Genomic DNA, 24527 nt, shown 5'->3' on the forward strand with positions numbered 1-24527 from the left:
GGTGTAGCGGTACGGCGACAGGAAGGCCGGCGTGGATTCGATCAGAGAGCTTGGGACTGTGTTACGTGCCCGGAGGCACGAATTGGGCCTAAGCCAGTCCGAATTGAGCGAACGTGCCGGGGTCTCCCGGCCGTGGCTCTCGCGCCTGGAGGCGGGACAGCATCCGCGGGCGGAGGTCCAGAAGGTTCTCGATGTGATTGTCGCTCTCGGTCTGGGGATCGAGGTCGCCATTGCTCCCGAGCGATCGGCACAGGCTGACGATCCCTTCGAGCACTACTTCAGGGTCGACCGATGACGTCGGTCCTTGCGGTCTACCTTGATGGTGAGATCGCCGGACAACTGAGCCAAGCCTCCGGTGGGGCCTTGGCATTCCGATACGACGAGGAGTACTCACGAACACCGGATGCGACGCCATTGTCGCTGTCCATGCCCCTCGCGGTCGGCCAGCACAAGCATCGGGTTGTGTCGGCTTGGCTGGAGGGTCTGCTGCCGGACAACGCCGAGGTTCGTGCCGAGTGGGGGCGCAGATTCGGGGTATCCGCACGCAACCCCTTCGCGCTGTTGCGCCATGTCGGGCGCGATGCTGCGGGGGCTGTTCAGGTGTTGGCCGGAGGCGTACCGCCTCCCGATGCAGCACATCGGTCTGGTACTGCACCGCGACTGGATGACGACGAACTCGTGCGCATGATGGAGAAACTGACGGCGGGAGATTCCGGTTGGGAGGTCGGTGCCACTTCTGGGCGATGGAGCCTTGCGGGTGCGCAGAACAAGGTGGCGCTGCATCGCTTATCGGACGGGGGCTGGGCCGTGCCCCACGGTTCGATGCCCACGACACACATCCTCAAGCCGACTCGAGCCGGAACTCGATTCGACGACCTGCACGTCAACGAGGGCATTTGCCTGCAAGCGGCCAATTTGCTGGGGATCAGCGCGTCGACAGCCGAACTCGCAACGATGGGTTGGGCGCGAGTCCTGGTTGTGACGCGATACGACCGCGGCCAGACCGCGAGCGGGACGTGGCTGCGATTGCATCAGGAGGACCTTTTGCAGGCCATGAGCTACCGGCCCGAGCAGAAATACCAGGAAGACGGCGGACCTAGCGTCAAAGAGATCGCACGATTTCTCCGGTCTTTGAGCCGCCCCTACCGGGATCCGGTGGCCACCTCGTTCTTCGAGCAACTGGCCTTCAATGTGCTCGTGGGCGGTACGGACGCGCACGCCAAGAACTACTCGCTTCTGCTGCGCGGTTCCCGTGTGGCGCTAGCTCCCTTGTACGACGCTGCGTCGTACGCGCCTTACCTTGGGCCAGGTGAGGGCCTGCGTGCGTCCATGAAGATCGGGGCATCGTGGGAGCCGCGCGATATGACCGCGGACGACTGGATTGGGGCCGGCGCCGCTTTGGGCCTCGGAGCTGATGAGGCGCATTCTCGAGTGGAGCGCATCCGCACGGGGCTGATTCCCGCCCTCGCCGAGGCGGCGGGACAGGTGCCCGTGGAGTTCCGCCCAAGCGCCCTTTCGATCGTGGACGCGATCTCCAAATTGCGGCACTTGCGTCAGCCGACTCTGCCCCGTGCGGCTCGCAGTAGGCGCCACTGACGAGTGTCAGGTGGTCCGCCGCCGCAGCGCGAGCGCGCCGGCGAGGACGACGACCAGCATCATGACCACGTTGTGGGCGTACTTCGGGCCTGCCGCCACGTCACCGGCGAGCGGAAAATAGGTGAACGCGAGTAGCCCGCGGACCACCAGGAACGCCAGGCCGACCGCGGCGATCGCCCGCAGGCCGACCGATCGTCGCCGCGAGATCCACAGCAGCCACCCGGCGAGCAGGGCTGTCGTCGTCGAGGCGACGCTGACGCCCACCCAGGTTTCGGGGCACACCGCGATGACTGCGGCGGCCAGGAATGCGACAAGGAAGGCGGAGCGCGCCCGCAGCGGGCGCCGATCGTCGGACTGTGGGCGACCCCGGCGCCCCCACCCGACCGCCGCGATGACCAGCAGCGCGACGACCACGGCCGACGTCGCCAGTTGCGTCGGGCTTCCCGACCGTGACTGCGCGTCGGAGACGATGAGGGCCGCGGTGGCCAGGTAGGCCGCGAGTGCGACGACCCGGCCGAGCCGGCCGAGCCAGGGGCGGTCGGCCCGGGCCGGTGCCCAGGCCTCGGCGACGGCCATCGGGGCTCCGAAGCTGAAGATCACGTGCCCGACGAAGAAGTTGAAGACGTTGAAGGCGCTGACCCCGAGCGCCGGGACGAGGGTTGCGGAACGCGTCTGCTCCCAGCCCTCGTAGCCCTGGTAGTCGACGCTGAAGAGCGACTGGTCGATGAGCGCCGCCTGGGTCACCCCGAGCGCGGCGAATAGCAGGAGCAGGCTCGGCCAACCCCACCCCCTCCGGCGCACGACGTCGCGGACCACGAGCGCCGGCGCGCCGTACAGGGCGGCGAAGAAGACCACCTCGAAGGCGACTCGCGCGGGGTTGCCGGTCGTCGCGGCGTAGGCGGTGAGCAATTCCGCACCGACCGCGCACAGCACGAGCAGCGCAAGAATCTGAGCCAGGGCTCCGCCCCGAACCGTGGTGCTCATGACCGCCAGCCTACGGACGAGGCACAGTCGGGTTCGCTATGAGCGCCGGCGGGCCGGGCGCTCCTCCGCGGTGGCGACCTTGGCTTCCATGGCGGCGATGATCGTGCGCGCGTCGTGGGGGCCGATGTGGCGCGAGCCGTTGAGGAAGAACGTGGGGGTGCCGCGGGCGCCGCTGGCCAGGGCGCTCTGCTCGTGCAGGGCGACGAGCTCGACGAGGCTCTCGTCGGCCAGGTCGGCCTCGAACTGCTCCAGGTCCAGGCCCAGCTCGGCCGCGAGCCGGCGGTAGGTCTCCTCCGACAGGTCGTGCTGGTTCTCGAACAGCTTGATGTGCATTTTGAAGAACTTGCCCTGCCGGGCTGCGGCCTCGGAGACGACGGCGGCGCGCTCGGCGTGCGGATGCATGTCGCGCACCGGCAGGTGTCGGGCGACGAAGCGCACCCGGTCGCCGAAGTGGTCGAGCAGGTCCTGGCCGATGCCCGTGGTGCTCGAGCAGAACGGGCACTCGTAGTCGAAGTACTCCACGACGGTGCACTGTGCGTCCTGGGGACCGAAGACGTGGTCGAGCTCCGGGTCGACCGGCGGTACGAGCGTCACCGGCAGGTCGGCGGACTCCTCACCCCAGCGCACCCGCGCCAGGTAGAAGATGCCCCAGCCGAGCAGGCCTGCTAGAACCATGGCGATGAGCACGCCGACGGTGGCGGCGTCGATGAGCCGCTGGTCGGTGAACGCCAGCCCGATGACCAGCAGGGAGACGGTGAAGCCGATGCCGGAGAGGGCGGCGCCACCTGCGATCGAGCCCGGGCCCACGCCGTCGGGCAGCCGACCCAGCCGCATCCGGATGGCCAGCCACGTGCCGAGCGAGATGCCGACCAGCTTGCCGATGACCAAACCCGCGATCACGCCCCACGTGACGCTGGAGGTCATCGCGGTGCTCAGGGTGTCGCCGCGCAGGTCGACGCCGGCGTTCGCCAGGGCGAAGATCGGCACGATGAACAGCGTCGACGGGCCGCGCAGCGCGACGTGCAGTCGCTCGTTGATGGAGATCGAGCGCGCCAGGCCCCGCTGCACCGTGCGGGCGGCGTCGGCCTCGGGGACTGCCAGAAGTCGCGGAACCGCGATTGGGCGTCTTCGACGTGGCTGCGGTGCGTCTCGTAGGCGGGCACCAGCAGGCCCGCGACCATCCCGGCGATCGAGGGGTGGATGCCCGACTCCAGCGTGGCCAGCCACAGCACGATGACGATCGCGACGTAGGGGGAAGAGCGCCACTGCCGGGTGCGACCCAGTAGATATAGGGCGACGAGGGCCAGCAGCGCCACGAGCAGCGCCCAGACCTGCAGGTCTTCGGTGTAGAAGACGCCGATGATCGAGACGGCGAGGAAGTCGTCGACGACGGTGAGGGTCAGCAGGAAGATGCGCAGCTGGTTCGACATCGCGGGGCCCACGAGCGCGAGGGCGCCCAGGAGGAAGGCGGTGTCGGTGCCGACGACCGCGCCCCAGCCCGCGGCGGCCTCCCGGCCGGCGATCGCCAGGTAGATCGCGGCCGGCACAGCGACGCCGAGGAAGCCGGCGACGAGCGGCACAAGGGCACGACGCCGGTCCCGCAGCGAGCCGACCGCCAACTCCTGGCGCACCTCCAGGCCGACGACGAAGAAGAAGATGACCATGAGGCCGTCGTTGACCCAGTGATGCAGGCTCAGGTCGAGCCCGAACGACCCCAGGGCCACCGAGAGATGTGTCTCCCACAGCTCGTGATAGCTGTGCGACCAGGGCGAATTGGCCCACGCGAGGGCCACCACCGTGACGACGACGAGCAGCAGCGCCGCCCCCGGCTCGCTGCGTAGGCGGCCCAGCAGAGAACGGTCCTGTGGCACTCTGACCCCTTGGCTTGGGAGACGGCTGAGTCCGCACACGAAGCGGGGTGCTTGGGCGGGCGTAGGCCAGCGTAGACGCTGCCCGGCTGACCGCAGCGCGGGGCGAAGGTCATGTCCACTGAGAGCGATGGCTGGGTGGCGCCGAGATGGTGTTTCCGCCATGGAGGTAGGCAGTCGCCACCGAGCGGCGGCCTTGCGTGCCATCCCCACCCTCCCCGCTCGCACAGCGACCGACGCCACATAGGAGCCGGGCAGAAGCCAGTCGCGAGGACAAGTTGCGAGAGCCGTTGACAGCAGGGTCTGCGACGCATACGATCCGCTGCAATCACAACTTCAAGTCGGGTTCTGAGTTGTCGGTTACCGCGACTTCGGCTGGCACTGTCCGGGTGTGCGCACCCAAGAAGTGGATAACTGCTCCGGCGAACGCTATCTGCAAGCCAGGTGAATGCAAGGCGGCCTTCAGGGAGATTAAGCTTCGGCCGCTCGAAACGTGCAGCCAGGCGCTCGGGTATTTCGAGTACAAGGGAAAATGCTACTCGAGGACTGATGTTATCTCCGGCGATCCTGCCGCGGTTAATCGCGCTCTCAAGTGCGCGGAGCCAGTATAGGCTTGCTAGGCCTCTCGGAGATCGCAACTCGTGATGCTGGTGGCAAGATTCTGACTTCCCTTAATGTGGCTAATGTGTGGTGGAGATGTTCCTGATCGCCGACCTCCAGGCTGTGCCATCTAATCGCTCGCCAGGGAAAATCGCTAAGTGCGCTCCTAGCCTCCCACTCTGCCAGCCGCGCTGCATTGGCGTCCCGTCACCGCACCACTGGAAGGTTCTGCCTTGACGGCCAACGTAGCGTCGCGCTCTCAGCGCAATATGCAGGGAGTTCTTGCCGCCCTGGGTTTCTTTCTGGTTGTACTGATATTGCTTTCTTCCTCCCGCTCTGCGATCTACATGGCTATTGGGGTCGTGATCGGCGCGTCTTTCGCTGCGTACGCACTGTACTCTTTTTGGAAGGGTCGGACGGTGCCACGATAGCCTCGGTTACCTCATGAGGTTCGATCACCAGGTGTGGCGTAGGCTATATAGTATGTAGGTGGGATTCCCGAAATTCTCGCCGTCTGCTCGCTTCCAGCTGAAGCCAGTGCTGCAGAACATTCCCACACTGGCGGGGACTATTTCGACCCTCCGGGCGCCTGGTCTCCGGGTTCGAATCGCGATCTTTGCGTTTGCAGTTCGCCATCCTCGTACGTGATCCGCACTCGCGACATCCGCACTCGCGACGTCGCCGATGATCGCGCCGAGGTTTTGTCCACTAGCTGGCGTACCGATCCTGGAATAGGGCCTCGGCCTCGCACCACGATGACTGCCTCGCGTGAAGCATCGTAGTATGTGCCCAGGATGCCGCGTGAATTGAATGCGTCATCCGCTAGTCCTGCGAGGTTGCCTTCCGCCTCGACGGCACGCTTCCAGATTGACTCGGCGAGCGCCTCTCCTGCCGCCGAGTTTGCTTTTGTTGTTTCGAATATCACTGATTTCGACGTGTTGCCCGCGCGTTCCAAGATGCCCTTGCGAGCCATGACGCGCTCTTCGCTTGTCGACCCTGGGGAGAGCTCAACGACCATTGCTCTGCGCGTGCTGTCCCAGTGCGCGCCCGTGATGACAGGGGTCTGTTGGCGAACATCGTCGATCGCAATGCGTAGGGATTCGGTGCCCTCCATTTGCGATGTAACGTCTACCAGTGAGGCTGAACTAGGGGGAGGCGGCCCGGGTTCAGCAGTTCTGGAGGTTGCCGCCTGGTCGCCGTCACTCAATGGGGGAGGGGCGACCAGGCGGCCATAGCCACAGTGTTGGTTGCAAGGAGGGTCACAGTGACCGTGGTGCAGGCGAAGACTGCTCGTAGGGAACTCAAATTGGCCACCCGAATCCTAGACGCGGAATCCCTCTAGTTCAACATGCTACGCCGGGTGATTGGTAGCGGCAATGGTTTGCCCAGGCTCTTTGGGAAGGCAGGCTGGCCGGTTCCCTGAGCCGCGGACACCCCCATGACCTCATGACCTCCAGGTCGGCGCCCGCGGTCACGTCCGGTATCGGGGTGGAACGCGTCAGCCCTCCCGGGGCGGGGGCGGCAGGAGGACGGCGTCGCGGATCTGCACCTGGTCGGCGTCGGCGTAGGTGATGGTCTCGATGCGCCCGGCGGCGGACAGGTCGTCGGCGCACGCGCGGATGGCCGCCAGGGCTGCCTCCGGTCCGGCGAGCGTCACCGACTGCACGACGGCGCGCATGCCGAGCTTGGCGTCGGACTTGGCGCGCCGGATGCCGGCCAGCGCGGCACCGACGGCCGCTAGCGTCTGCCCCGACGAATCGGCGTCGACGCCGGCCCGGGCCTCGTCGGCCGCCGGCCAGGGCGCGCGGTGCACCGAACCCGTGCGCCACCACGACCAGACCTCCTCGGTGGCGTACGGCACGAACGGCGCGAAGAGCCGCAGCAGCACGTCGAGGGCGTGCCGCAGCGTCGCACGCGCGGACAGTGCACCGGCCTCATCGCCCTCCCGACCGTACGCGCGGTCCTTGACGAGCTCGAGGTAGTCGTCGCAGAACGTCCAGAAGAACGTCTCGGTGACCTCCAGCGCGCGGGTGTGGTCGTAGGCCTCGTAGCCCTTGGTGGCGCGCTCGACGACCACGGCCAGGTCGGCCAGCAGCGCCCGGTCCAGCGGGTGCCTCACGACCTGCGAGATGTCGCCGTCGCAGTTGGTCGCCCCGCACGGCTCGACCTGCTCCTCGCTTGGGGCCGGGAAGCCCAGCACGAACTTGCTGGCGTTGAGGATCTTCATCGCCAGCCGCCGACCGACCCTCATCTGCCCGGTGTCGAAGGCCGCGTCGGTACCCAGGCGCGCGGCGGCCGCCCAGTAGCGCACGGCATCCGAGCCGTGCTGGGTCAGCATGCCCTCCGGGGTTTCGGCGTTGCCCTTGGACTTGGACATCTTCTTGCGGTCCGGGTCGAGGATCCAGCCGCTGATCGCCGCGTGTGCCCACGGCAGCGAGTCGAACTCGTGGTGCGCGCGCACGACGGTGCTGAACAGCCAGGTGCGGATGATGTCCTGCCCCTGCGGGCGCAGGTCCATCGGGAAGATGTGCGCGAACAGCTCCGGGTCTCCGGTGCCGCCGGCCGGCCACCCCGCGGTGATCTCCGGGCTCAGCGACGACGTCGCCCACGTGTCCATGATGTCGGGGTCGCCGGTGAATCCGCCTGGCTGGTCCCGCTGCTCCGGCGTGTAGCCGGCGGGCACATCGAGCGTCGGGTCGATCGGCAGCAGCGCCTCGTCGGGCACGATCGGGTGCTCGTAGTCGGTCTCCCCGGCCGCGTCGATCGGGTACCAGATGGGGAACGCCACGCCGAAGAAGCGCTGCCGGCTGATGAGCCAGTCGCCGGCCAGGCCTCCGACCCAGTTCTCGTAGCGCACCCGCATGAAATCGGGGTGAAAGTCCAGCTCGCGGCCGCGGGCCAGGAGCGCCTCGCGCAGGTCGACATCGCGGCCACCGTTGCGGATGTACCACTGGCGGCTCGTGACGATCTCCAGCGGCTTGTCGCCCTTCTCGAAGAAGTTCGCCTTGCGCTGGGTCGCCTTCGGCTCCCCGTCGAGGTCACCGGACTCGCGCAGCGCCTCCACGGTGTTCTTGCGGGCCGTGAAGGTCGTGGTGCCGGCGACGTTGCTCGTGTAGAACTCCCGGGCCGCCGGGTCGGTCAGCCAGTCGGGCGTCTCGGCCTGCATGCGGCCGTTGCGGGTCACCAGGCTGCGGGTCGGCAGCTGCAGCTCACGCCACCACTGCACGTCGGTGAGGTCACCGAAGGTGCAGCACATCGCGATGCCGGCGCCCTTGTCCATCTCCGCGGCCGAGTGCGCGAGCACGGGCAGCTCGACGTTGAAGACCGGGCTGGTCACCGTCGTGCCGAACAGGCCCTGGTAGCGCTCGTCGTCGGGGTGGGCGATGAGCGCGACGCAGCTCGCGAGCAGCTCGGGGCGGGTCGTCTCGATGTACACCGGCTCGCCGTCGGGCTGGTGGAAAGCGACACGGTGGTAGTGCCCGGGGTAGTCGCGGGCCTCCAGCTCGGCCTGCGCGACCGCGGTCTGGAAGGTGACGTCCCACAGCCCGGGAGCCTGCGCCTGGTACGCCTCGCCGCGGGCGAGGTTGCGCAGGAACGCCTGCTGGGCCACGGCCCGGGAGCGGTGATCGATGGTCTGGTAGGTCACGCTCCAGTCGACCGAGAGCCCGAGCCGGCGCCACAGCGCCTCGAACGCCTTCTCGTCTTCGGTCGTCAGCTCGTGACACAGGTCGATGAAGTTGCGCCGGCTGATCGGCTGCTGGTCGGCGGCCTTGACCGACTTGCCCTCGCCACCACGTTGCGGCGGCTCGTACCCCTCGATGTACGCGGCCTGCGTGTCGCCGCGCACGCCGTAGTAGTTCTGCACCCGGCGCTCGGTCGGCAGCCCGTTGTCGTCCCACCCCATCGGGTAGAACACCTCGAGCCCGCGCATCCGCTTGTATCGCGCGATGCAGTCGGTGTGGGTGTAACTGAAGACGTGCCCCACGTGCAGGCTGCCGCTGGCGGTCGGCGGGGGAGTGTCGATGGCGTACACCTGCTCACGCGGCAGGCTCAGCGCCCGCTCGCGGTCGAAGGAGTAGGTGCCCTGCTCCTGCCATACCGGCGCCCACTTGTCCTCGAGGCCGTCGACGCTGGGGCGATCCGGGATCGCGGGCGTCGAGGTGGCGGCGCGCGGCTCGGTGGGCGCCTGGGTTGCGGACAGCGGGGAATTCATGGCTCGCATTCTCCCAGACGCCCGCCGATGCTCGGCCTCGACGTACTGGAGTGCCCGGTCCTTCGTAGGGTGGCCCGATGGATGACGCGCGCTCGATGAAGGACCGGATGCTCGCCGGGGAGCTGTACATCGCGGACGACCCCGAACTGGCGGTGCTGGCGCAGCGGGCCCGGAGTCTGACCCATCGGATCAACTCGATGGATCCGGACGCCACCGACGAGCGGCACGCGCTGCTGGCCGAGCTGCTCGGAGCGTTCGGCGAGGGCAGCGAGATCCTCCCGCCGCTGGCCGTCGACTACGGCGCCAACCTGCAGTTCGGTGCCCGCAGCTTCGCCAACATGGGTCTGGTCGCGCTCGACGTCGGGCGCATCACGATCGGCGACGACGTGCAGATCGGCCCCAACGTGCAACTGCTGACCCCCACCCATCCGCTGGAGCCGGGGCCCCGGCGTGAGAAGTGGGAGGCGCAGGCCCCGATCACCATCGGCGACAACGTGTGGCTCGGCGGCGGTGTCATCGTCTGTCCCGGAGTCACCATCGGCGCCGACACCGTGGTCGGGGCGGGCGCGGTCGTCACCAAGGACCTGCCCGCCGGTGTGCTCGCCGCCGGCAACCCGGCGCGAGTGCTGAAAACCCTGACCGCGCCCGAGCCGGAGTCGGACACCCAGCCGCAGTCACGGCAGCCGCAGTCGGAGGCGCAGGTGCAGTCGGAGGCGCAGGTGCCGCCGGGGCCGGTCGGGCTGTCTCCGGAGCAGGCCGAGCGGGTCGTCGCGATGGCCGGCGACCTGGCGCGCGACGACGCGGCCGACGAACTCGGCGAGTTTCTCGACCACGGGTTGCCGGTCGAGGCACGCGACCACGAGGGCAACACGCTGCTCATGCTCGCCGCGTACGCCGGTAGCGAGCAGACCGTGCGGCTGCTGCTCGCCCGCGGCGCCGACGTCGATGCCCGCAACGCCCGCGACCAGTCGATCCTGGCCGGGGCGTTCTTCAAGGGGGAGGACGCGATTGCCCGGCTGCTGCTCGCCGCCGGCGCCGACGTGGACGCCGGGACGCCGAGCGCGCGAGCGGCAGCGCAGATGTTCGGGCGCACCGCCCTGCTCGAACCCTGACCCCAAGCCACTGCAGGGCGTTCGCGTAGCGTCAGGGTGCGTCAGGGCGCGGAGTAGGAGGCGCCGGGGTTCATCAGCCCCGCCGGGTCGAAGACCGCCTTGATGGCGCGCAGCCGCTGCAGCTGGGCGTTGTCGAACTGGCGCCGCAGGAAGGGCGCCTTGAGTCGCCCGACGCCGTGTTCCCCGGAGAGCGTGCCGCCGAGTTCGAGGGCGAGGTCGACCATCTCGCCGAAGGCCCGCCAGCCGCGCTCCACCTGATCGGGGTCGCGCGGGTCCACGCCCAGGCTCGGATGCAGGTTGCCGTCGCCCCCGTGCCCGGACATCGTGACCTCGATGCCGTGGGCCGCGGTGATCTCCCGGCCGCGGGTCACCAGCTGGGGCAGAGCGCGGATCGGCACGCACATGTCCTCGATGAGTTGCGGACCCTGGGCCTCCAGCGCCACGTGCAGCGCGCGCCGCCCCGCGAGCAGAGCGTCGGCCTCCTGGGCGTCATCGGCGACGGCCACCTCGTCGGCCCCCGCCTGCGTGAGCATCGCGGCGTATCGGGCGAGGTCTTGCGTGACGTGGCCGGGGCGGTCGGCCTGCACGAGCAGCGCGGCCGCGCACCCCTGCGGAAAGCCGTAGTCGGCCAGGGATTGGATCGCCGCGATCGAGGCCTCGTCGAGAAACTCCAACAGGCACGGTGGGTGCGGGTCGCGGCGCAACGCGACGATCGCCTCCGCTGCCGCGGTCAGGGTGGGGAACGTGCCGAGCGCCGTGAGGGCCGGGTCGGGGGCGGGGATCACCTTGGTGACGACCTGCATGATGACACCGATGGTCCCCTCCGAGCCCACGAGGAGCCCCGTCAGGTCTGGCCCCACACTGTTCTTTGCGGTCCGGCGGCCGGTCGTCATCACCGCCCCGCCGGGGAGCACGACCCGCAGCCCCGCGATGTAGTCGGCGGTCACGCCGTACTTCACGCAGCACAGCCCACCCGCGTTGGTCGCGACATTGCCGCCGAGCGTGCACGAGGCTGCCGAGGCCGGGTCGGGCGGGTAGAACAGCTCTTCTGCGGCGCACGCCTTCTTGAACTCCTCGACGATGACGCCCGGCCCCGCGACGGCCAGCCCCTGCACCGGGTCGACGTCCACGATGTCGTTCAGGCCCAGGGTGCTCAGCACGATCGCCCCAGGCGTTGCGGTGGCGCCGCCGACGAGGCCGGTGCGCCCACCCTGCGGGACGATCGGGGTGCCGGTGGCCGCCGCATAGCGCAGCACCTCCACGACATCCGCCTCGTCGCGGGCCCGCACGACCTCGAAGTCCGTCGGCGCCTGCGCCCCGAAACTGGCGTCGACTCCGTAGCCGGCCCGCACGTCTGCGTCGACGATCCACGGCACGTCCGGGAGGTCAGGTCTGTTCGGCCGAGTCATGACGGCATCCTGCCCAGGTCGCCCCCGCCCGCGCATCTTCACGGGTGGCGTCGGGGAGGGGAGGGTCGGTCAGGCGGGATCGGGCAGGAGGCCGTGGATGCGAGCGGCTTTGAGGGCGAGGTAGACCTGCGCGGCGTCGACGGGGTTGGCCAGGTCAGCACCCACCAGCTGTTCCAGGCGCCGCAGGCGGTAGCGGACCGTGTTGCGGTGCAGGAAGAGTTCGCCGGCCACCGCGGTTGTGGAGCCGGCATTGGTTAGCCAGCTGAGCACCGTCTGCAGCAGCGGGTCGCGGTCGGCCGGGGCCAGTTCGAAGACCGGGCCCAGGCACGTGTCGACGAGCAGCCGCGCCTCCTGCGGCGCGCTCGCAAGCAGCACCGCCAGGGGTTGGTCGTCGTAACGGACCAGGTCACGCGACCCCGGCGCACCGGCCTCGGCGGCCAGGCGCGACTGATGACGGGCCGCAGGTGTGCGAGCGACCTGCGCGAACACGGCGCTCAGGCCTACCCGCGCCTCGGCCAGCTCGGCGAGCCGCTCGCACAGGTGCTGCACGTCGAACCCGACCCGCAGTTCGACCAGGCCGTCCTGGTGGTGTCCCTCGAGTTGCCAGACCGACGTCACCCCGCGACGCTCCAACGCGCGCCCGACGTCGGGCAGAGTCTCGACGCCGGGCTCGGGGCAGTCCGCCGAGACCACGACGAAACCGGCGCCGCGACCGAAACCTAGGGCGGCGGCTCCCTCGAGGTGGTGACCGGCGACGGTCCGGTCCCCGTCGAAGAGCCCCTTGACGAGCGTCGCCCGCACGTGTCGGTCGCGGCGGGAGCGCTCCGCAGCGGCGTCCTGGTAGGCCTCGGTGACGGTCGCCGACAGGTCGTCGCTGACCGCCCAGATGTCGGCCGTGGCGCGCAGCAGCACGTCACCCAACGCGGGGTCGGCTCGCTCGACCATGAACTCCCAGATCATCCGGGCCCCGATCCGGAAGGCGGCCAGCACGGCGGCATTGGGCACCCCCTGCACCGACCGCCGCACTCCGGTCTCCCGGGCGCGGTCGTTGCCGGGGACGGGTTCGCCGGCCAGCCGCCCCAGGATGTGCCGCACGTTCTCGGCGCACGACTGATCGAGTTCTGTCCGCGTGACGATGGAGGCCTGCCGGTAGAACGAGACCTCGGCGCGGATCCGATCCGCGACTCGGCGACCGAGCACCTCCGAATCGGGGAGCAAGTGGCGCGCGAGGATCGCGACCTCCGGGGCCAGCGCGGGCTTGGCGGGAGGGCCGTCGCTGACCTCCGTCATGGATGCAAATCTAGCGACGACTGTGCACGCGCACAATGAGAGGCGCCTGAACGCGCGTCCGGGGGCCAAAGACTACGCGCGCCGGCCGCACCAGACTTGTGCCAGAGCGAAGAGGCATCGCAGCAACGGAGCCCGATGCCACGTTAGGAGAGGACCACCATCATGACCGCGTACAACCTCGCATCCCTGCTAGAGGACTCCACCCGCCGCTATCCCGAGCGGACCGCCATCGTTCTCGGCGACACCCGTCTGTCGTATGCGCAGGTGAATGGGGCGGCGAACCAGGTGGCCAACCTGCTCGTCTCGCGCGGTGTGCAGCCCGGCGACAAGATCGCCCTGCTCTGCCCCAACCTGCCCTGGTTCACGATCATCTACAACGGCATCCTCAAGGCCGGCGCCACCGTCGTTCCGCTCAACGTGCTGCTGAAGTCCGGCGAGATCGCTTACCACCTGCAGGACTCGGATTGCGTCGCGCTCTTCGCCTTCCAGGGCACGCCGGAGATGCCGATGGGGCGCGAAGCCTTCACGGCGTTCGAGTCGGTCGACTCCGTGCGCGACTTCTTCCTGATCACCGCCGACCCGGCCGCGGCCTCGCCGATCGAGGGGGCGCAGACGTTCGCCGGCGCCCTCGCCGGTCAGCCCGCGACCTTCGAGACCGTCGTCACCGACGAGGACGACACAGCCGTCATCCTCTACACCTCGGGCACGACCGGGCGACCCAAGGGCGCCGAACTGCGGCACCGCAACATGCGCGACAACGCCCTGCTCAGCGAGTCCCTGTTCGGGTCCGACCCCGACAACCCGGACACCTACCTGTGCGTTCTGCCGCTCTTCCACTCCTTCGGCCAGACCGTCATCCAGAACGGCGGCCTCGCCAACGGCGGCACGATCGTCATGCTGCCTCGCTTCGAGCCGGCCGCCGCGCTGGCGATCATGCTCAACGAGCAGGTCACCTTCTTCGCCGGTGTGCCGACGATGTACTGGGCCCTGCTCAGCGCGCTCACCGAGGATGTCGACGTCGCCGCGATCGCTGCGCGGCTGCGGACCGCCGTCTCGGGAGGATCGGCGCTGCCGGTCGAGATCCACCGCCAGTTCGAGGCGCGCTTCGGCGTCATCATCGCCGAGGGCTACGGCCTGTCGGAGACTTCTCCCGTCGCAGCCTTCAAGCCGTTCGGCGCTCCCGCACGGCCCGGCTCGATCGGCGCCTCCGTCAACGGCGTGGAGCTCAAGCTCGTCGCGGCCGGGTCGTGGGACGAGATCGAGTGGACCGCCGACGCGATCGGCGAGATCGCGGTGCGCGGTCACAACATCTTCAAGGGCTATTACGGCCGCGACGAGGCGACCGCCGAGGTGCTCACCGACGAGGGCTGGTTCCGCACCGGCGACCTGGCCAAGCGCGACGAGGACGGCTGGTACTACATCGTCGACCGCGCCAAGGACCTGATCATCCGCGGTGGCTTCAACGTGTACCCGCGCGAGATCGAGGAGGTCCTGCTGACCCACGAGGACGTCTCGCTGGCCGCCGTCATCGGCGTGCCGCACCCGTCGCACGGCGAGGAGGTCAAGGCCGTCGTCGTTCTGAAGCCGAACGCCACCGTGTCCGCCGCCGAGCTCGTGGCGTGGGGCAAGGAGCAGATGGCCAGCTACAAGTACCCGCGCACCATCCAGGTCGTCGAGTCGATGCCGATGACGGCGACCGGCAAGATCCTCAAGCGCGAGCTGAGCGCCACCGAAGGGCAGGCCTGACATGTCCGTCGCGACCAGTTCTCCGACCGCTGCGGGGGCCGACCTGCTGGAGCATTCCGATTCGCTCGACAGCATGCTCGTGACGGCCGCCCTGGGGCCGCTGCGCAACCTGCTGCCCGGCGCCTCCACGGCACGTTGGGCGGCCTCCCTGGCGGGTCGACCGGTGGTGACGGCCCGCCGGCTGCGCGACTTGGGTACCGAGTCGGCGCGCATCCTCGTCGGCACGTCGAGCGTGGCCCCGCCGCGTGGGGACCGCCGGTTCACCGACTCGGGCTGGACGCAGAATCCCGTGCTCCGACGGCTCGTGCAGGTCTACCTCAGTACCGGCGCGACCATCGACGACCTCGTCGATGCCGCCGACCTGAACCCGCGGGACCGCAAGCGGGTGCGCTTCTTCCTGGAGAACGTCGTCGAGGCCTGCTCGCCGAGCAATGTGCCGCTGGTGAACCCGGCCTCGGCGAAGGCCGCGATCGACACGGCCGGGTTGAGCCTGGTCCGCGGGGGCAAGCAACTCGCGACCGATCTGGCGACCGCGCCGCGGGTACCGGAGATGGTCGATGTCACCGGCTTCGAGGTCGGCGAGAACATCGCGGCGACCCCCGGGGCCGTCGTGCTGCGCACCGATGTCTTCGAGTTGATCCAGTACACCCCGCAGACCGAGCAGGTCTATCAAGTGCCGATGCTCATCGTCCCCCCGACGATCAACAAGTACTACGCCATCGACCTCGCCCCGGGCCGCAGCATGATCGAGCACGGCCTGCAGGAGGGTCGGCAGATGTTCGTCATGTCGTGGCGCAATCCCGACGCGCGGCACGCCGACTGGGGGTTCGACACCTACGCCCGCGCGATCCTCGACGGACTAGATGCCGTCGAGGAGATCACCGGATCGGCCGCCACGGTGCTCGGCGGCTTGTGCTCCGGCGGCATCCTCGCGACGTCGGTCGCGGGCTACCTGGCCGCGGTCGGTCGGCAGGACCGGCTTGCCGCCCTGTTTCTGGCCGTGACGGTCATCGACCAAGCGGGAGCCGGAACGGTCTCGGCCTTCGCCAACCCGCACCTGCTGGCTCAGGCCAAGCGCCGGTCGGCCGACGTGGGCTACCTCGACGGACGCTCGCTCGCGGAGATGTTCGCCTGGCTGCGTCCGCGTGACCTGATCTGGAACTACTGGGTCAACAACTACCTGCTCGGCAAGCGGCCGCCGTCCTTCGACATCCTGTTCTGGAATGCCGACACCACCCGGATGAGCGCCGCCCTGCACGCCGACTTCCTCGACCTGGCCCAGGCGAACGCGCTCACCCGCGCGGGCGGGGTGACCGTCCTCGGGGTCCCCATCGACCTCGCCCAGATCACGGTCGACTCCTATGTGGTGGCCGGCATCGCCGACCACATCACCCCGTGGCAGAACTGCTACCGCACCACCGGACTGCTGGGCGGCACGACGCGATTCGTGCTCTCGAACAGCGGACACGTGGCGGCGCTGGTCAACCCGCCGGGCAACCCGAAGTCGAGCTACCACGTCAACGACTCCCTGAGTGCCGATCCGCAGCGCTGGCTCGCGGGCGCGCAGAAGGAGTCAGGCTCGTGGTGGACGGATGTGTCGCAGTGGCTGGCGACGCGCTGCGGACCCCTCACGGATGCCCCGACGTCGCTCGGCGGCACGCGGCTGACCGTATTGGACGAGGCGCCCGGCACCTACGCGCGTCGACGGCAAAGTGTCGCTGCGTTCGGTCTGGCAGGCCCACATCACCCTGACCGGCGTCGAAGTGCCCGAAGCGAACCGGCTTCCGGCAGCGCGCAGTTTTCGGGACACGGCGCGCGTCCTTGCCGGCACCCGCAATGCCGTCGCGTGGGCCGCCCTCGGGCACGCCACCGCCGCCTACGACATCGCCCTGTCCTACTGCGAGCAGCGGCAGCAGTTCGGCAAGCCGCTCGTCGGCTTCCAACTGGTGCAGGACTCCCTGGTCAAGATGCTCGCCGAGGTCTGTTCCATGCAGCTGTTCTGCCTCCGGCTCGGGCGGTTGATCGAGGAGGATCGGCTCACCGACACCGTCTCGGCGATCGCCAAGATGAACAACACCCGCAAGGCGCGCATGGTGGTCGCCGAGGCGCGAGACCTGTTGGGCGGCAACGGGATCCTCCTCGACTTCCACGTGATGCGCCACATGGCGGACATGGAGGCTCTGCACACCTATGAGGGAACCGCCAACATCCAGACGCTCATCGTGGGACGGGACATCACCGGTGTCGGCGCCTTCGTGTGAGCGCCCTGGGCAGGCACACGGTCACGGTCACCCGCACGGTCACGGTCACCCGCACGGCCACGTCGAGTGGGTGCGGCTGCTCGGCCAGCAGGTGCGGATTTCGATCCGCCCGGGCACCGGCACCGGGCCACCTCTGCTGATCTGCAACGGGATCGGCGCCGGCCTCGACCTGCTCGACCCGTTCGTCGACCGGCTGGACCCCGCGATCGAGGTGATCCGCTTCGACGTGCCCGGCGTCGGAGGGTCGCCGACGCCGGCGTTGCCGTACACCTTCGCGGTGCTGAGCGCGTTCGTGACCCGGCTCCTGGATCGTCTCGACTACGACCGATTCGACGTGCTGGGCATCTCGTGGGGCGGCGGTCTGGCCCAACAACTCGCCTTTCAGAATCCGCGGCGCTGTCGGCGCGTGGTCCTGGTCAGCACGGGCACCGGCATGCTCATGGTGCCGGCCCACCCGCGCGTTCTGGCCCTGATGCTCACCGGACGTCGGTACCGCGACCCGGCCTACGCTGGGTCGGTCGCGGCGCAGCTCTACGGCGGGCGGATGCGCAATCGCCCGGAGCGGGCTGCCACGTTGATGCACGACCAGTCCCGGGTCGGGTCGGGTCGGGTCTACCTCTATCAACTCCTGGCCGGTGTGGGGTGGAGCAGCCTGCCTGCGCTGCCGCTGATCCGGCAGCAGGCCCTCATCCTCGCCGGAGTCGACGACCCGCTGATCCCGGTGGCCAACGCACGGCTGATGCACACGCTGCTGCCGCACGCGCGTCTGCACCTCTACGACGACGGGCACCTCGGGCTGATCACGTCCGCCCAGGAATTGGCGCCGCTGGTGTCCGAGTTTCTCGAGGCCGCGGACTGATCCCGGACTGATCAGGACTGCCCCGCGCGTCCCGTCCGCCGCTCGCCCGTGCGGCGGACTTGCGCGGGGCCGTAGACTGGGGACACAAGGCATCGACCCGGCTATCACCGGCGAGCCTCCGGAAGAACGGTCCGCGCCTCGCGGGGGCTCAGTAGAACCGGACGGGAGGGCCCGTCACAGCCTGCGACGAGCGGTCGGCGCGACCCTGGCGACAGCCAGAGCGCCCGGCAAGCGAGGTGGTACCGCGGCGTAGCCCGACCGGGCAGGGCGTCGTCCTCGTGTGAGTAGTCCCGCCCGTCACGAGCCTCCAGGAGCACCACCTCCGATGATCTACCCCAAGGTCAGCGCGCCCTCGTCGAATGCCGACGCCCAGCAGAGCAACGGCGTGCCCGGCGCCGCGTTCGGCGTCCCCGCCAGCCCGCGCTTCCCGCAGATCGAACGCGACGTGCTCGCGTACTGGGAGGCCGACGACACGTTCCGGGCCTCTGTGCAGGCCCGGCCGGCGGGGGAGAACGGCGACAACGAGTTCGTCTTCTACGACGGACCGCCCTTCGCCAACGGCCTGCCCCACTACGGCCACCTGCTCACCGGGTACGTCAAGGACGTGGTGCCGCGCTATCAGACGATGCGCGGCAAGCGGGTCGAGCGGCGGTTCGGCTGGGACACCCACGGTCTGCCCGCCGAGCTGGAGGCGATGGCCCAACTCGGCATCAAGACCAAAGAGGAGATCCTCGACCTGGGCATCGAGGCCTTCAACGCCAAGTGTCGCGAGTCGGTGCTGAAATACACCGACGAATGGCAGGACTATGTCACCCGCCAGGCGCGCTGGGTCGACTTCGAGAACGACTACAAGACCCTGAACGTCGAGTTCATGGAGTCGGTGTTGTGGGCTTTCAAGAGCCTCTACGACAAGGGCCTGGTCTACGAGGGCTTCCGCGTGCTGCCCTACTGCTGGAACGACCAGACTCCGCTGTCCAACCACGAGCTGCGGATGGACGACGAGGTCTACCAGGTGCGCCAGGACCCGGCGGTCACCGTCGGCCTGCGCATCCTGCCCGAAGAGGGGCTGACCGACGATCCGCTGGCCGGCGCCCTCGCCCTCATCTGGACGACGACCCCGTGGACCCTGCCCTCGAACCTCGCGATCATGGTCGGCGAGGACATCGAGTACGTGCTCGTCGAGTCCGACGTCACCGGCAACACCGAGCGCTACCTGCTCGCCGAGCCTCGGCTGGCCGCCTACGCCCGCGAACTCGGCGAGAATCCCAAGGAGATCGCCCGCTACACCGGCGCCCAGCTCGCTGGCCGCCGCTATCTCCCGCCGTTCGACTACTACGTCGGGTGGGAGAACGCGCACCGGTTCGTCGTCGCCGAGTTCGTCACGACCACCGACGGTTCGGGGCTCGTGCACACGGCGGGTGCGTTCGGTGAGGACGACAAGGTCGTCACCGACCGGGAGGGCATCGAGGCCGTCATGCCGGTCGGGCCCGACGGCCGCTTCACCGCGCCGGTTGCGGAGTACGAGGGGATGCTCGTCTTCGACGCGAACGCCCCGATCATCGACCACCTCAAGGCCGCGACCCGCAACCAGGCCCCGGGCGCCGAGCAGCACGACCAGGGCAGCATCACCGAGGGCACGGTGCTGCTGCGCCGCGAGACCTACGACCACTCCTACCCGCACTGCTGGCGCTGCCGCGAGCCGCTGATCTACAAGGGCGTGAGCAGCTGGTTCGTCGAGGTCACGAAGTTCAAGAACGACATGCTGCGCACCAACGAAGACATCACGTGGGTGCCCGAGCACGTCAAGTACGGCCAGTTCGGCAAGTGGCTGGAGAACGCCCGCGACTGGTCGATCTCCCGCAACCGCTTCTGGGGCAGCCCGATCCCGGTGTGGCGCAGCGACAACGCCGAGTACCCGCGGATCGACGTCTACGGTTCGCTGGCCCAGCTCGAGGCCGACTTCGGCGAGCTGCCCCGCGACCGTGACGGCAACGTCGACCTGCACCGCCCGTTCGTCGACGAGCTGACCCGGCCCAATCCCGACGACCCGACGGGTCAGTCCACGATGCGCCGCGTCGAGGACGTGCTCGACGTGTGGTTCGACTCCGGCTCGATGAGCTACGCCCAGGTGCACTACCCGTTCGAGAAGGCCGACTGGTTCGAGCACCACTTCCCGGCCGACTTCATCGTCGAGTACATCGGGCAGACCCGCGGCTGGTTCTACACGATGCACATCCTGGCGACCGCGCTCTTCGACCGGCCCGCGTTCGAGTCGTGCATCAGCCACGGCATCGTGCTGGGTAACGACGGCCAGAAGATGAGCAAGTCGCTGCGCAACTACCCTGACGTCACCGAGGTCTTCGACCGCGACGGCGCCGACGCGATGCGCTGGTTTCTCATGCAGTCCCCGATCCTGCGCGGCGGCAACCTCGTGGTCACCGAGCAGGGCATCCGCGAAGGCGTGCGCCAGGCCTTGCTGCCGCTGTGGAGCACCTGGTACTTCTTCACCCTGTACGCCAACGCCGCCGACGGCGGTCACGGCGTCGAGGCAAAGTGGTCGACCGCCAGCCAGGACGTGCTCGACCGCTACCTGCTGGCCAAGCTGCGCGAGCTGGTCGACGACGTCACGGCCGCGATGGACGGCTACGACATCGCCGGCGCCTGCGACCTCATCCGCGCCTTTCTCGACGTTCTCACCAACTGGTACGTGCGCCGCAGCCGCGACCGCTTCTGGGACACCAGCGACGCCAGCAACGAGTCGGTCTCGTACGCCTTCGACACGCTGTACACCACGCTGGAGGTGCTCTGTCGGGTGGCGGCGCCGCTGCTGCCGCTGACGACCGAGCAGATCTGGCGGGGGTTGACCGGAGGCCGATCGGTGCACCTGACCGACTGGCCCGTGGCCCAGGATCTGCCCGCCGATCACGAGTTGGTGCTGGCCATGGACCGCGCGCGGGCCGTGTGCTCGGTGGGCTCCAGCCTGCGCAAGGCCAAGAACCTGCGGGTGCGGCTGCCGTTGGCCCGCCTGACGGTCGTGGCGCCCGACGCGGCGGGCCTGGCCGACTTCAGCGCGATCATCGCGGACGAGCTCAACGTCAAGGATGTCGCGCTCGTCGAGCTGACCGACGCCGCGCAGGCCGAGTTCGGGGTCTCCCAGCGGCTCAGCGTCAACGCGCGCGCGGCCGGCCCGCGCCTGGGCCGCGACGTGCAGGTGGCGATCAAGGGGGCCAAGTCCGGCGACTGGAGCGTCGACGGCGACGGTCAGGTGGTCGCCGGTGGGCTGACCCTGGTCGAGGGGGAGTACACCCTGGAGACCGTGGTCGACGCGGCGCTGCCGGGCGCCGGTGAGCAGGCGACGGCGATGCTGCCGATGAGCAGCGGCGGCGGGTTCGTGGTGCTCGACACCTGCGTCACTCCCGAGTTGGCCACCGAGGGCCTGGCCCGCGACATCGTGCGCGCGGTGCAGCAGGCCCGCAAGGAGGCCGATCTCGATGTCTCCGATCGCATCGGCCTGACAATCCTCGGTGACGACGATGTGTACCGGGCGTGTCTGACGCACGAGCGGCTCATCATGACCGAGACTCTGGCCGTGCAGTTCGGCGCCGCGGCCGACCTCGCCGCACTGCCGGCAGAACAGGGCAGCAGCGCCGTCGTCGGTGACGGGCGAGACATTCGGGTGGTGGTGACGAAGCGGTGAACAGCGACAACCGGGCAATGATCCGGGTCCGCGAGGCCGACGGCAACGATCTCGACGCGGTCGTCGAGATCGGTCGTCGGACGTGGCCCGCAACCAACGGCGAGCTTTACGACCCCGATTTCGTGCCACTCTTCCTCGACAAGTGGTGGACGAAGGATGCCTGCATCCCCTCGATTCGGGCAGGGCGCACGATGGTCGCGCAGGCCGGTGACGAGGTCGTCGGCATGGCCAGCTACGGTCCGCTCGAGGGTCGCCAGATCGTCTGGAAGCTGTACGTGCTGCCCGACTGGCAGGGTCGCGGCGTGGGCGGGCAGCTGCTCGGTGCGGTCCTCGAGCGCATCGGACATCAGCCGACCTTCATGTCGTTCGCGGCCGGCAACGACTCGGCCGCGAGGTTCACCCGGTCGGTGGGTTTCGTCGAGGACCACCGCGAGCCGCAGACCGACATGCCGGACCTGGTCTGGATGCGCCGCGACCCGACGTGAGGCGGCGCCGTCCGCGCTGCACCGCATAGAAATGTGTGGTGACTTTTGGAGTTAGTGACGACGACAAGGAAGTTCATGGACCTGTCCGTTCGTAAACGGTTGCGTGAGGTCGAGGAGGAGATCGTCTCCCGCGCCCCCGAGCACGACATCGATCCGACGCTGGCCCGCACCCAGGCCCTGCTGGAGCTGCTCGGCGACCCGCAATCCACGTTCCCCCTCGTCCACATCACCGGCACCAACGGCAAGACGACCATGGCCCGAATGGTCGAGCGCCTACTGCTGGAGCTGAACCTGCGCACGGGGCGGTTCACCTCGCCGCACCTGCACGACATCCGCGAGCGGATCGTGCTCTCGGGTGAGCCGATCTCGGGGGAACGCTTCGTCGACACCTACGACGAGGTCGCGCCGCTGCTGGCGCTCACCGAGGAGCGGTGTGTCGCCGACGGGTTGGGTCGGTTCTCGTTCTTCGAGGTGCTCGTCGTCATGGCCTATGCGGCCTTCGCCGACGCGCCCGTCGACGTCGCGGTCGTCGAGGTGGGCATGGGCGGGCAGTGGGACGCCACGAATGTCGCGGACGCGAGCGTCGCGGTCATCGGGCCGATCGGGCTGGACCACGAGCGCTACCTGGGCTCCGAACTGGAAGACATCGCGGGGGAGAAGGCCGGCATCATCAAGCCCGGCGCTCTCGTGCTCAGCGCCGCCCAGGACCTCGGCGTCGCCGAACTGCTGCGGGAACGCTGCGCGGAGGTGGGCGCGGCCCTCGTCTTCGACACCACCGCCTCCGGAGAGGGAGGAGGGCCGGCGGTGCTGGCCCGCGACGTCGCCATCGGCGGTCAGCAGGTGAGCCTGCGGGGCCTGGCGGCCGACTACCCCGACCTGTTTCTGCCGCTGCACGGGGTGCATCAGGCGCATAACGCGCTGCTGGCGCTGTGCGCGGTGGAGGCGTTCGTCGGCGGCGGGGAGCAGCCGCTGGAGCAGGAGGTCGTGCGCGCGGCCTTCGCGGCCTTCGACTCCCCGGGCCGCTTGGAGATCGTGCGGCGCAGCCCCACGGTGCTCGTCGACGCGGCGCACAACCCCGCCGGGGTGCGCTCGCTCATCGCGGCCCTGGTCGACTCGTTCGTGTTCGGCCGCACCATCGGGGTGTTCGCGTGCATGGCCGACAAGGACGCCGACGGCATGCTGGAGCTGCTCGAGCCGGTGTTCGACGAGATCGTCATCACCCGCACGACATCGATGCGGGCCATGGACCCCGAGCGGCTCGGCGCCTTGGCGACCGAGTTCTTCGGCGAGCACCGCGTGCACGTCGTGCGCGACCTGCCCGACGCCCTGGATCGCGCCGGTGAGCTGGCCGACGAAGAGGGCGTCGGTGGCGGGGTCGTGGCCACCGGGTCGGTGTTCATCGCCGCGGAGGTGCGGATGCTGTTGGGAAAGACGTCGTGAGCGCGGCCTCGGTGGCGGCTCCGCTGTCGGGTCACATGCTGCTACCCGTGCCGCGCAAGATGACGGCCCGGCTGTGCGCGGTGGTGCTGGCCGGTCAGGCTCCGATCCTGCTGTTCGCGGCGTTCGGTGCTCGAGCGCTGCTCGGCGTGCAGGATCCGGAGCGGGCCGGGTTGTTCTTCGGCGTCGGGTTGACGTTGGCCCTGGCGTGCGTCGTCGTGGCCGGCCTGGTGCGGATGCGGCTGGGGATTCTGCTCGGCTGGGTCATCCAGATCGCCACGCTGCTCAGCGCGTTGGCGCTGCCGGCGATGCTAGCCGTGACGTTCATCTTCGGCGGGCTGTGGGTCGTCGCACTCGTGCAGGGCCGCAAGCTGGACGACCTCACGTATGCCTACGTCACCGACGGGCCGCAGGAATAAGGTGAGGGTATGACCGAACGTTCTCTCGTCCTCGTCAAGCCCGACGGATTCGCGCGGGGTCTCACCGGCGAGGTGCTGCGCCGCATCGAGGCCAAGGGGTACACGCTGGTGGCCCTGTCCGTGCTCACCGCGGACCCCGAGCGGCTGGCTCGTCACTACGCCGAGCACGAGGGCAAGTCGTTCTACGACGGCCTGGTGGAGTTCATGTCGTCCGGCCCGCTGACCGCCATAGTCATCGAGGGCGACCGCAGCATCGAGGGCTTCCGCTCGCTGGCCGGCGCCACCGACCCCACCAAGGCCGCCCCCGGCACCATCCGCGGCGACCTCGGCCGCGACTGGGGGCCCGGAGTGCAGAAGAACATCGTGCACGGCTCGGACTCCCTCGACTCCGCGCAGCGCGAGATCGGCATCTGGTTCCCCGACCTGGCCGGCTGACGATTCCTCGTCCGACAGGCCCATCGGCTGCGGCCCCCAGCGCGGGGCCTGCCTAGGGTTCATCCTGCGCGCTCCACCCGGAGTGCGGCGCTTGCACACTTACGCTTCTCAGAGTG

17 protein-coding genes and 1 pseudogene are annotated in these 24527 nt (G+C 69.1%); 12 read left to right on the top strand and 6 right to left on the bottom strand.

All coding sequences use genetic code 11. The features are described from left to right. The first annotated feature begins 58 nt into the window (after nt 1-58). Nucleotides 59-295 carry a helix-turn-helix domain-containing protein gene (locus tag KILIM_RS23355; RefSeq protein ID WP_255247660.1) on the top strand — a complete coding sequence of 79 codons (237 nt, stop codon included), beginning with the start codon at nt 59-61 and terminating at the stop codon, nt 293-295. Beyond that, nucleotides 292-1596 carry a HipA domain-containing protein gene (locus tag KILIM_RS14015; protein WP_006593369.1) on the top strand — a complete coding sequence of 435 codons (1305 nt, stop codon included), beginning with the start codon at nt 292-294 and terminating at the stop codon, nt 1594-1596. Before KILIM_RS23355 ends, KILIM_RS14015 begins: the two co-directional genes overlap by 4 nt. Before the next feature lie 6 nt (nt 1597-1602). Here KILIM_RS14015 and KILIM_RS14020 read toward each other — a convergent pair whose 3' ends face one another. The 4 genes from KILIM_RS14020 to valS form a co-directional block, all read right to left on the bottom strand. Beyond that, entirely contained in the window at nt 1603-2580 is a 978-nt protein-coding gene (locus KILIM_RS14020; RefSeq protein WP_006593370.1) for an AF_0692 family protein, read from the bottom strand. 36 nt (nt 2581-2616) lie between these two features. Beyond that, nucleotides 2617-3567, bottom strand: coding sequence for a Na+/H+ antiporter NhaA (locus tag KILIM_RS25060; protein WP_006593371.1), 951 nt, complete (start codon nt 3565-3567; stop codon nt 2617-2619). Continuing rightward, complete coding sequence (locus KILIM_RS25065) at nt 3513-4451, bottom strand: Na+/H+ antiporter NhaA (RefSeq protein ID WP_006593372.1); 939 nt, start codon at nt 4449-4451, stop codon at nt 3513-3515. Before KILIM_RS25065 ends, KILIM_RS25060 begins: the two co-directional genes overlap by 55 nt. A 2095-nt stretch (nt 4452-6546) precedes the next feature. Continuing rightward, nucleotides 6547-9261 carry a valine--tRNA ligase gene (valS, locus tag KILIM_RS14030; protein WP_006593374.1) on the bottom strand — a complete coding sequence of 905 codons (2715 nt, stop codon included), beginning with the start codon at nt 9259-9261 and terminating at the stop codon, nt 6547-6549. A gap of 77 nt (nt 9262-9338) precedes the next feature. Between valS and KILIM_RS25355 the strand changes: the two genes are divergently transcribed. Next, nucleotides 9339-10373 carry a maltose acetyltransferase domain-containing protein gene (locus tag KILIM_RS25355; protein ID WP_006593375.1) on the top strand — a complete coding sequence of 345 codons (1035 nt, stop codon included), beginning with the start codon at nt 9339-9341 and terminating at the stop codon, nt 10371-10373. A gap of 41 nt (nt 10374-10414) precedes the next feature. Here KILIM_RS25355 and KILIM_RS14040 read toward each other — a convergent pair whose 3' ends face one another. Together KILIM_RS14040 and KILIM_RS14045 are read right to left on the bottom strand one after the other, a co-directional pair. After that, the gene (locus tag KILIM_RS14040) at nt 10415-11782 is read right to left on the bottom strand and encodes an FAD-binding oxidoreductase (RefSeq protein ID WP_006593376.1); all 1368 of its coding nucleotides are present in this window, start codon (nt 11780-11782) and stop codon (nt 10415-10417) included. Between the two features lie 69 nt (nt 11783-11851). Beyond that, nucleotides 11852-13072: a PucR family transcriptional regulator gene (locus KILIM_RS14045; RefSeq protein ID WP_006593377.1), complete on the bottom strand. Its 1221-nt coding sequence runs from the start codon at nt 13070-13072 to the stop codon at nt 11852-11854. A gap of 162 nt (nt 13073-13234) precedes the next feature. On the opposite strand from KILIM_RS14045, the gene KILIM_RS14050 reads away from it, so the two are divergent. The 9 genes and pseudogenes from KILIM_RS14050 (at nt 13235) to ndk (ending at nt 24411) form a co-directional block, all read left to right on the top strand. Then, nucleotides 13235-14818: a long-chain-fatty-acid--CoA ligase gene (locus KILIM_RS14050; protein ID WP_006593378.1), complete on the top strand. Its 1584-nt coding sequence runs from the start codon at nt 13235-13237 to the stop codon at nt 14816-14818. Between the two features lie 73 nt (nt 14819-14891). Continuing rightward, a pseudogene (locus KILIM_RS14055) lies at nt 14892-16295 on the top strand (PHA/PHB synthase family protein); the annotation flags it as partial. Nucleotides 16296-16581: 286 nt separating this feature from the next. Then, the gene (locus tag KILIM_RS14060; RefSeq protein ID WP_255247662.1) at nt 16582-17079 is read left to right on the top strand and encodes an acyl-CoA dehydrogenase family protein; all 498 of its coding nucleotides are present in this window, start codon (nt 16582-16584) and stop codon (nt 17077-17079) included. After that, a complete protein-coding gene (gene phaZ / locus KILIM_RS14065; RefSeq protein WP_255247659.1) occupies nt 17060-17938 on the top strand; it encodes a poly(3-hydroxyalkanoate) depolymerase in 879 nt (292 codons plus the stop codon). Before KILIM_RS14060 ends, phaZ begins: the two co-directional genes overlap by 20 nt. Nucleotides 17939-18263: 325 nt before the next feature. Beyond that, on the top strand, nt 18264-21635 hold the full coding sequence (gene ileS, locus KILIM_RS14070) for an isoleucine--tRNA ligase (RefSeq protein ID WP_006593381.1): 3372 nt from the start codon (nt 18264-18266) through the stop codon (nt 21633-21635). Then, nucleotides 21632-22120, top strand: coding sequence for a GNAT family N-acetyltransferase (locus tag KILIM_RS14075; protein WP_006593382.1), 489 nt, complete (start codon nt 21632-21634; stop codon nt 22118-22120). The genes ileS and KILIM_RS14075 overlap by 4 nt, the downstream gene beginning before the upstream one ends. A 75-nt stretch (nt 22121-22195) precedes the next feature. Then, complete coding sequence (locus tag KILIM_RS14080) at nt 22196-23560, top strand: bifunctional folylpolyglutamate synthase/dihydrofolate synthase (RefSeq protein WP_006593383.1); 1365 nt, start codon at nt 22196-22198, stop codon at nt 23558-23560. Then, the gene (locus tag KILIM_RS14085; protein ID WP_006593384.1) at nt 23557-23976 is read left to right on the top strand and encodes a DUF4233 domain-containing protein; all 420 of its coding nucleotides are present in this window, start codon (nt 23557-23559) and stop codon (nt 23974-23976) included. Before KILIM_RS14080 ends, KILIM_RS14085 begins: the two co-directional genes overlap by 4 nt. Before the next feature lie 9 nt (nt 23977-23985). Then, on the top strand, nt 23986-24411 hold the full coding sequence (ndk, locus tag KILIM_RS14090) for a nucleoside-diphosphate kinase (RefSeq protein ID WP_006593385.1): 426 nt from the start codon (nt 23986-23988) through the stop codon (nt 24409-24411). Nucleotides 24412-24527 lie beyond the last annotated feature (116 nt).

It is taken from the genome of Kineosphaera limosa NBRC 100340 (genome assembly GCF_000298215.1).
Taxonomy (GTDB): domain Bacteria; phylum Actinomycetota; class Actinomycetes; order Actinomycetales; family Dermatophilaceae; genus Kineosphaera; species Kineosphaera limosa.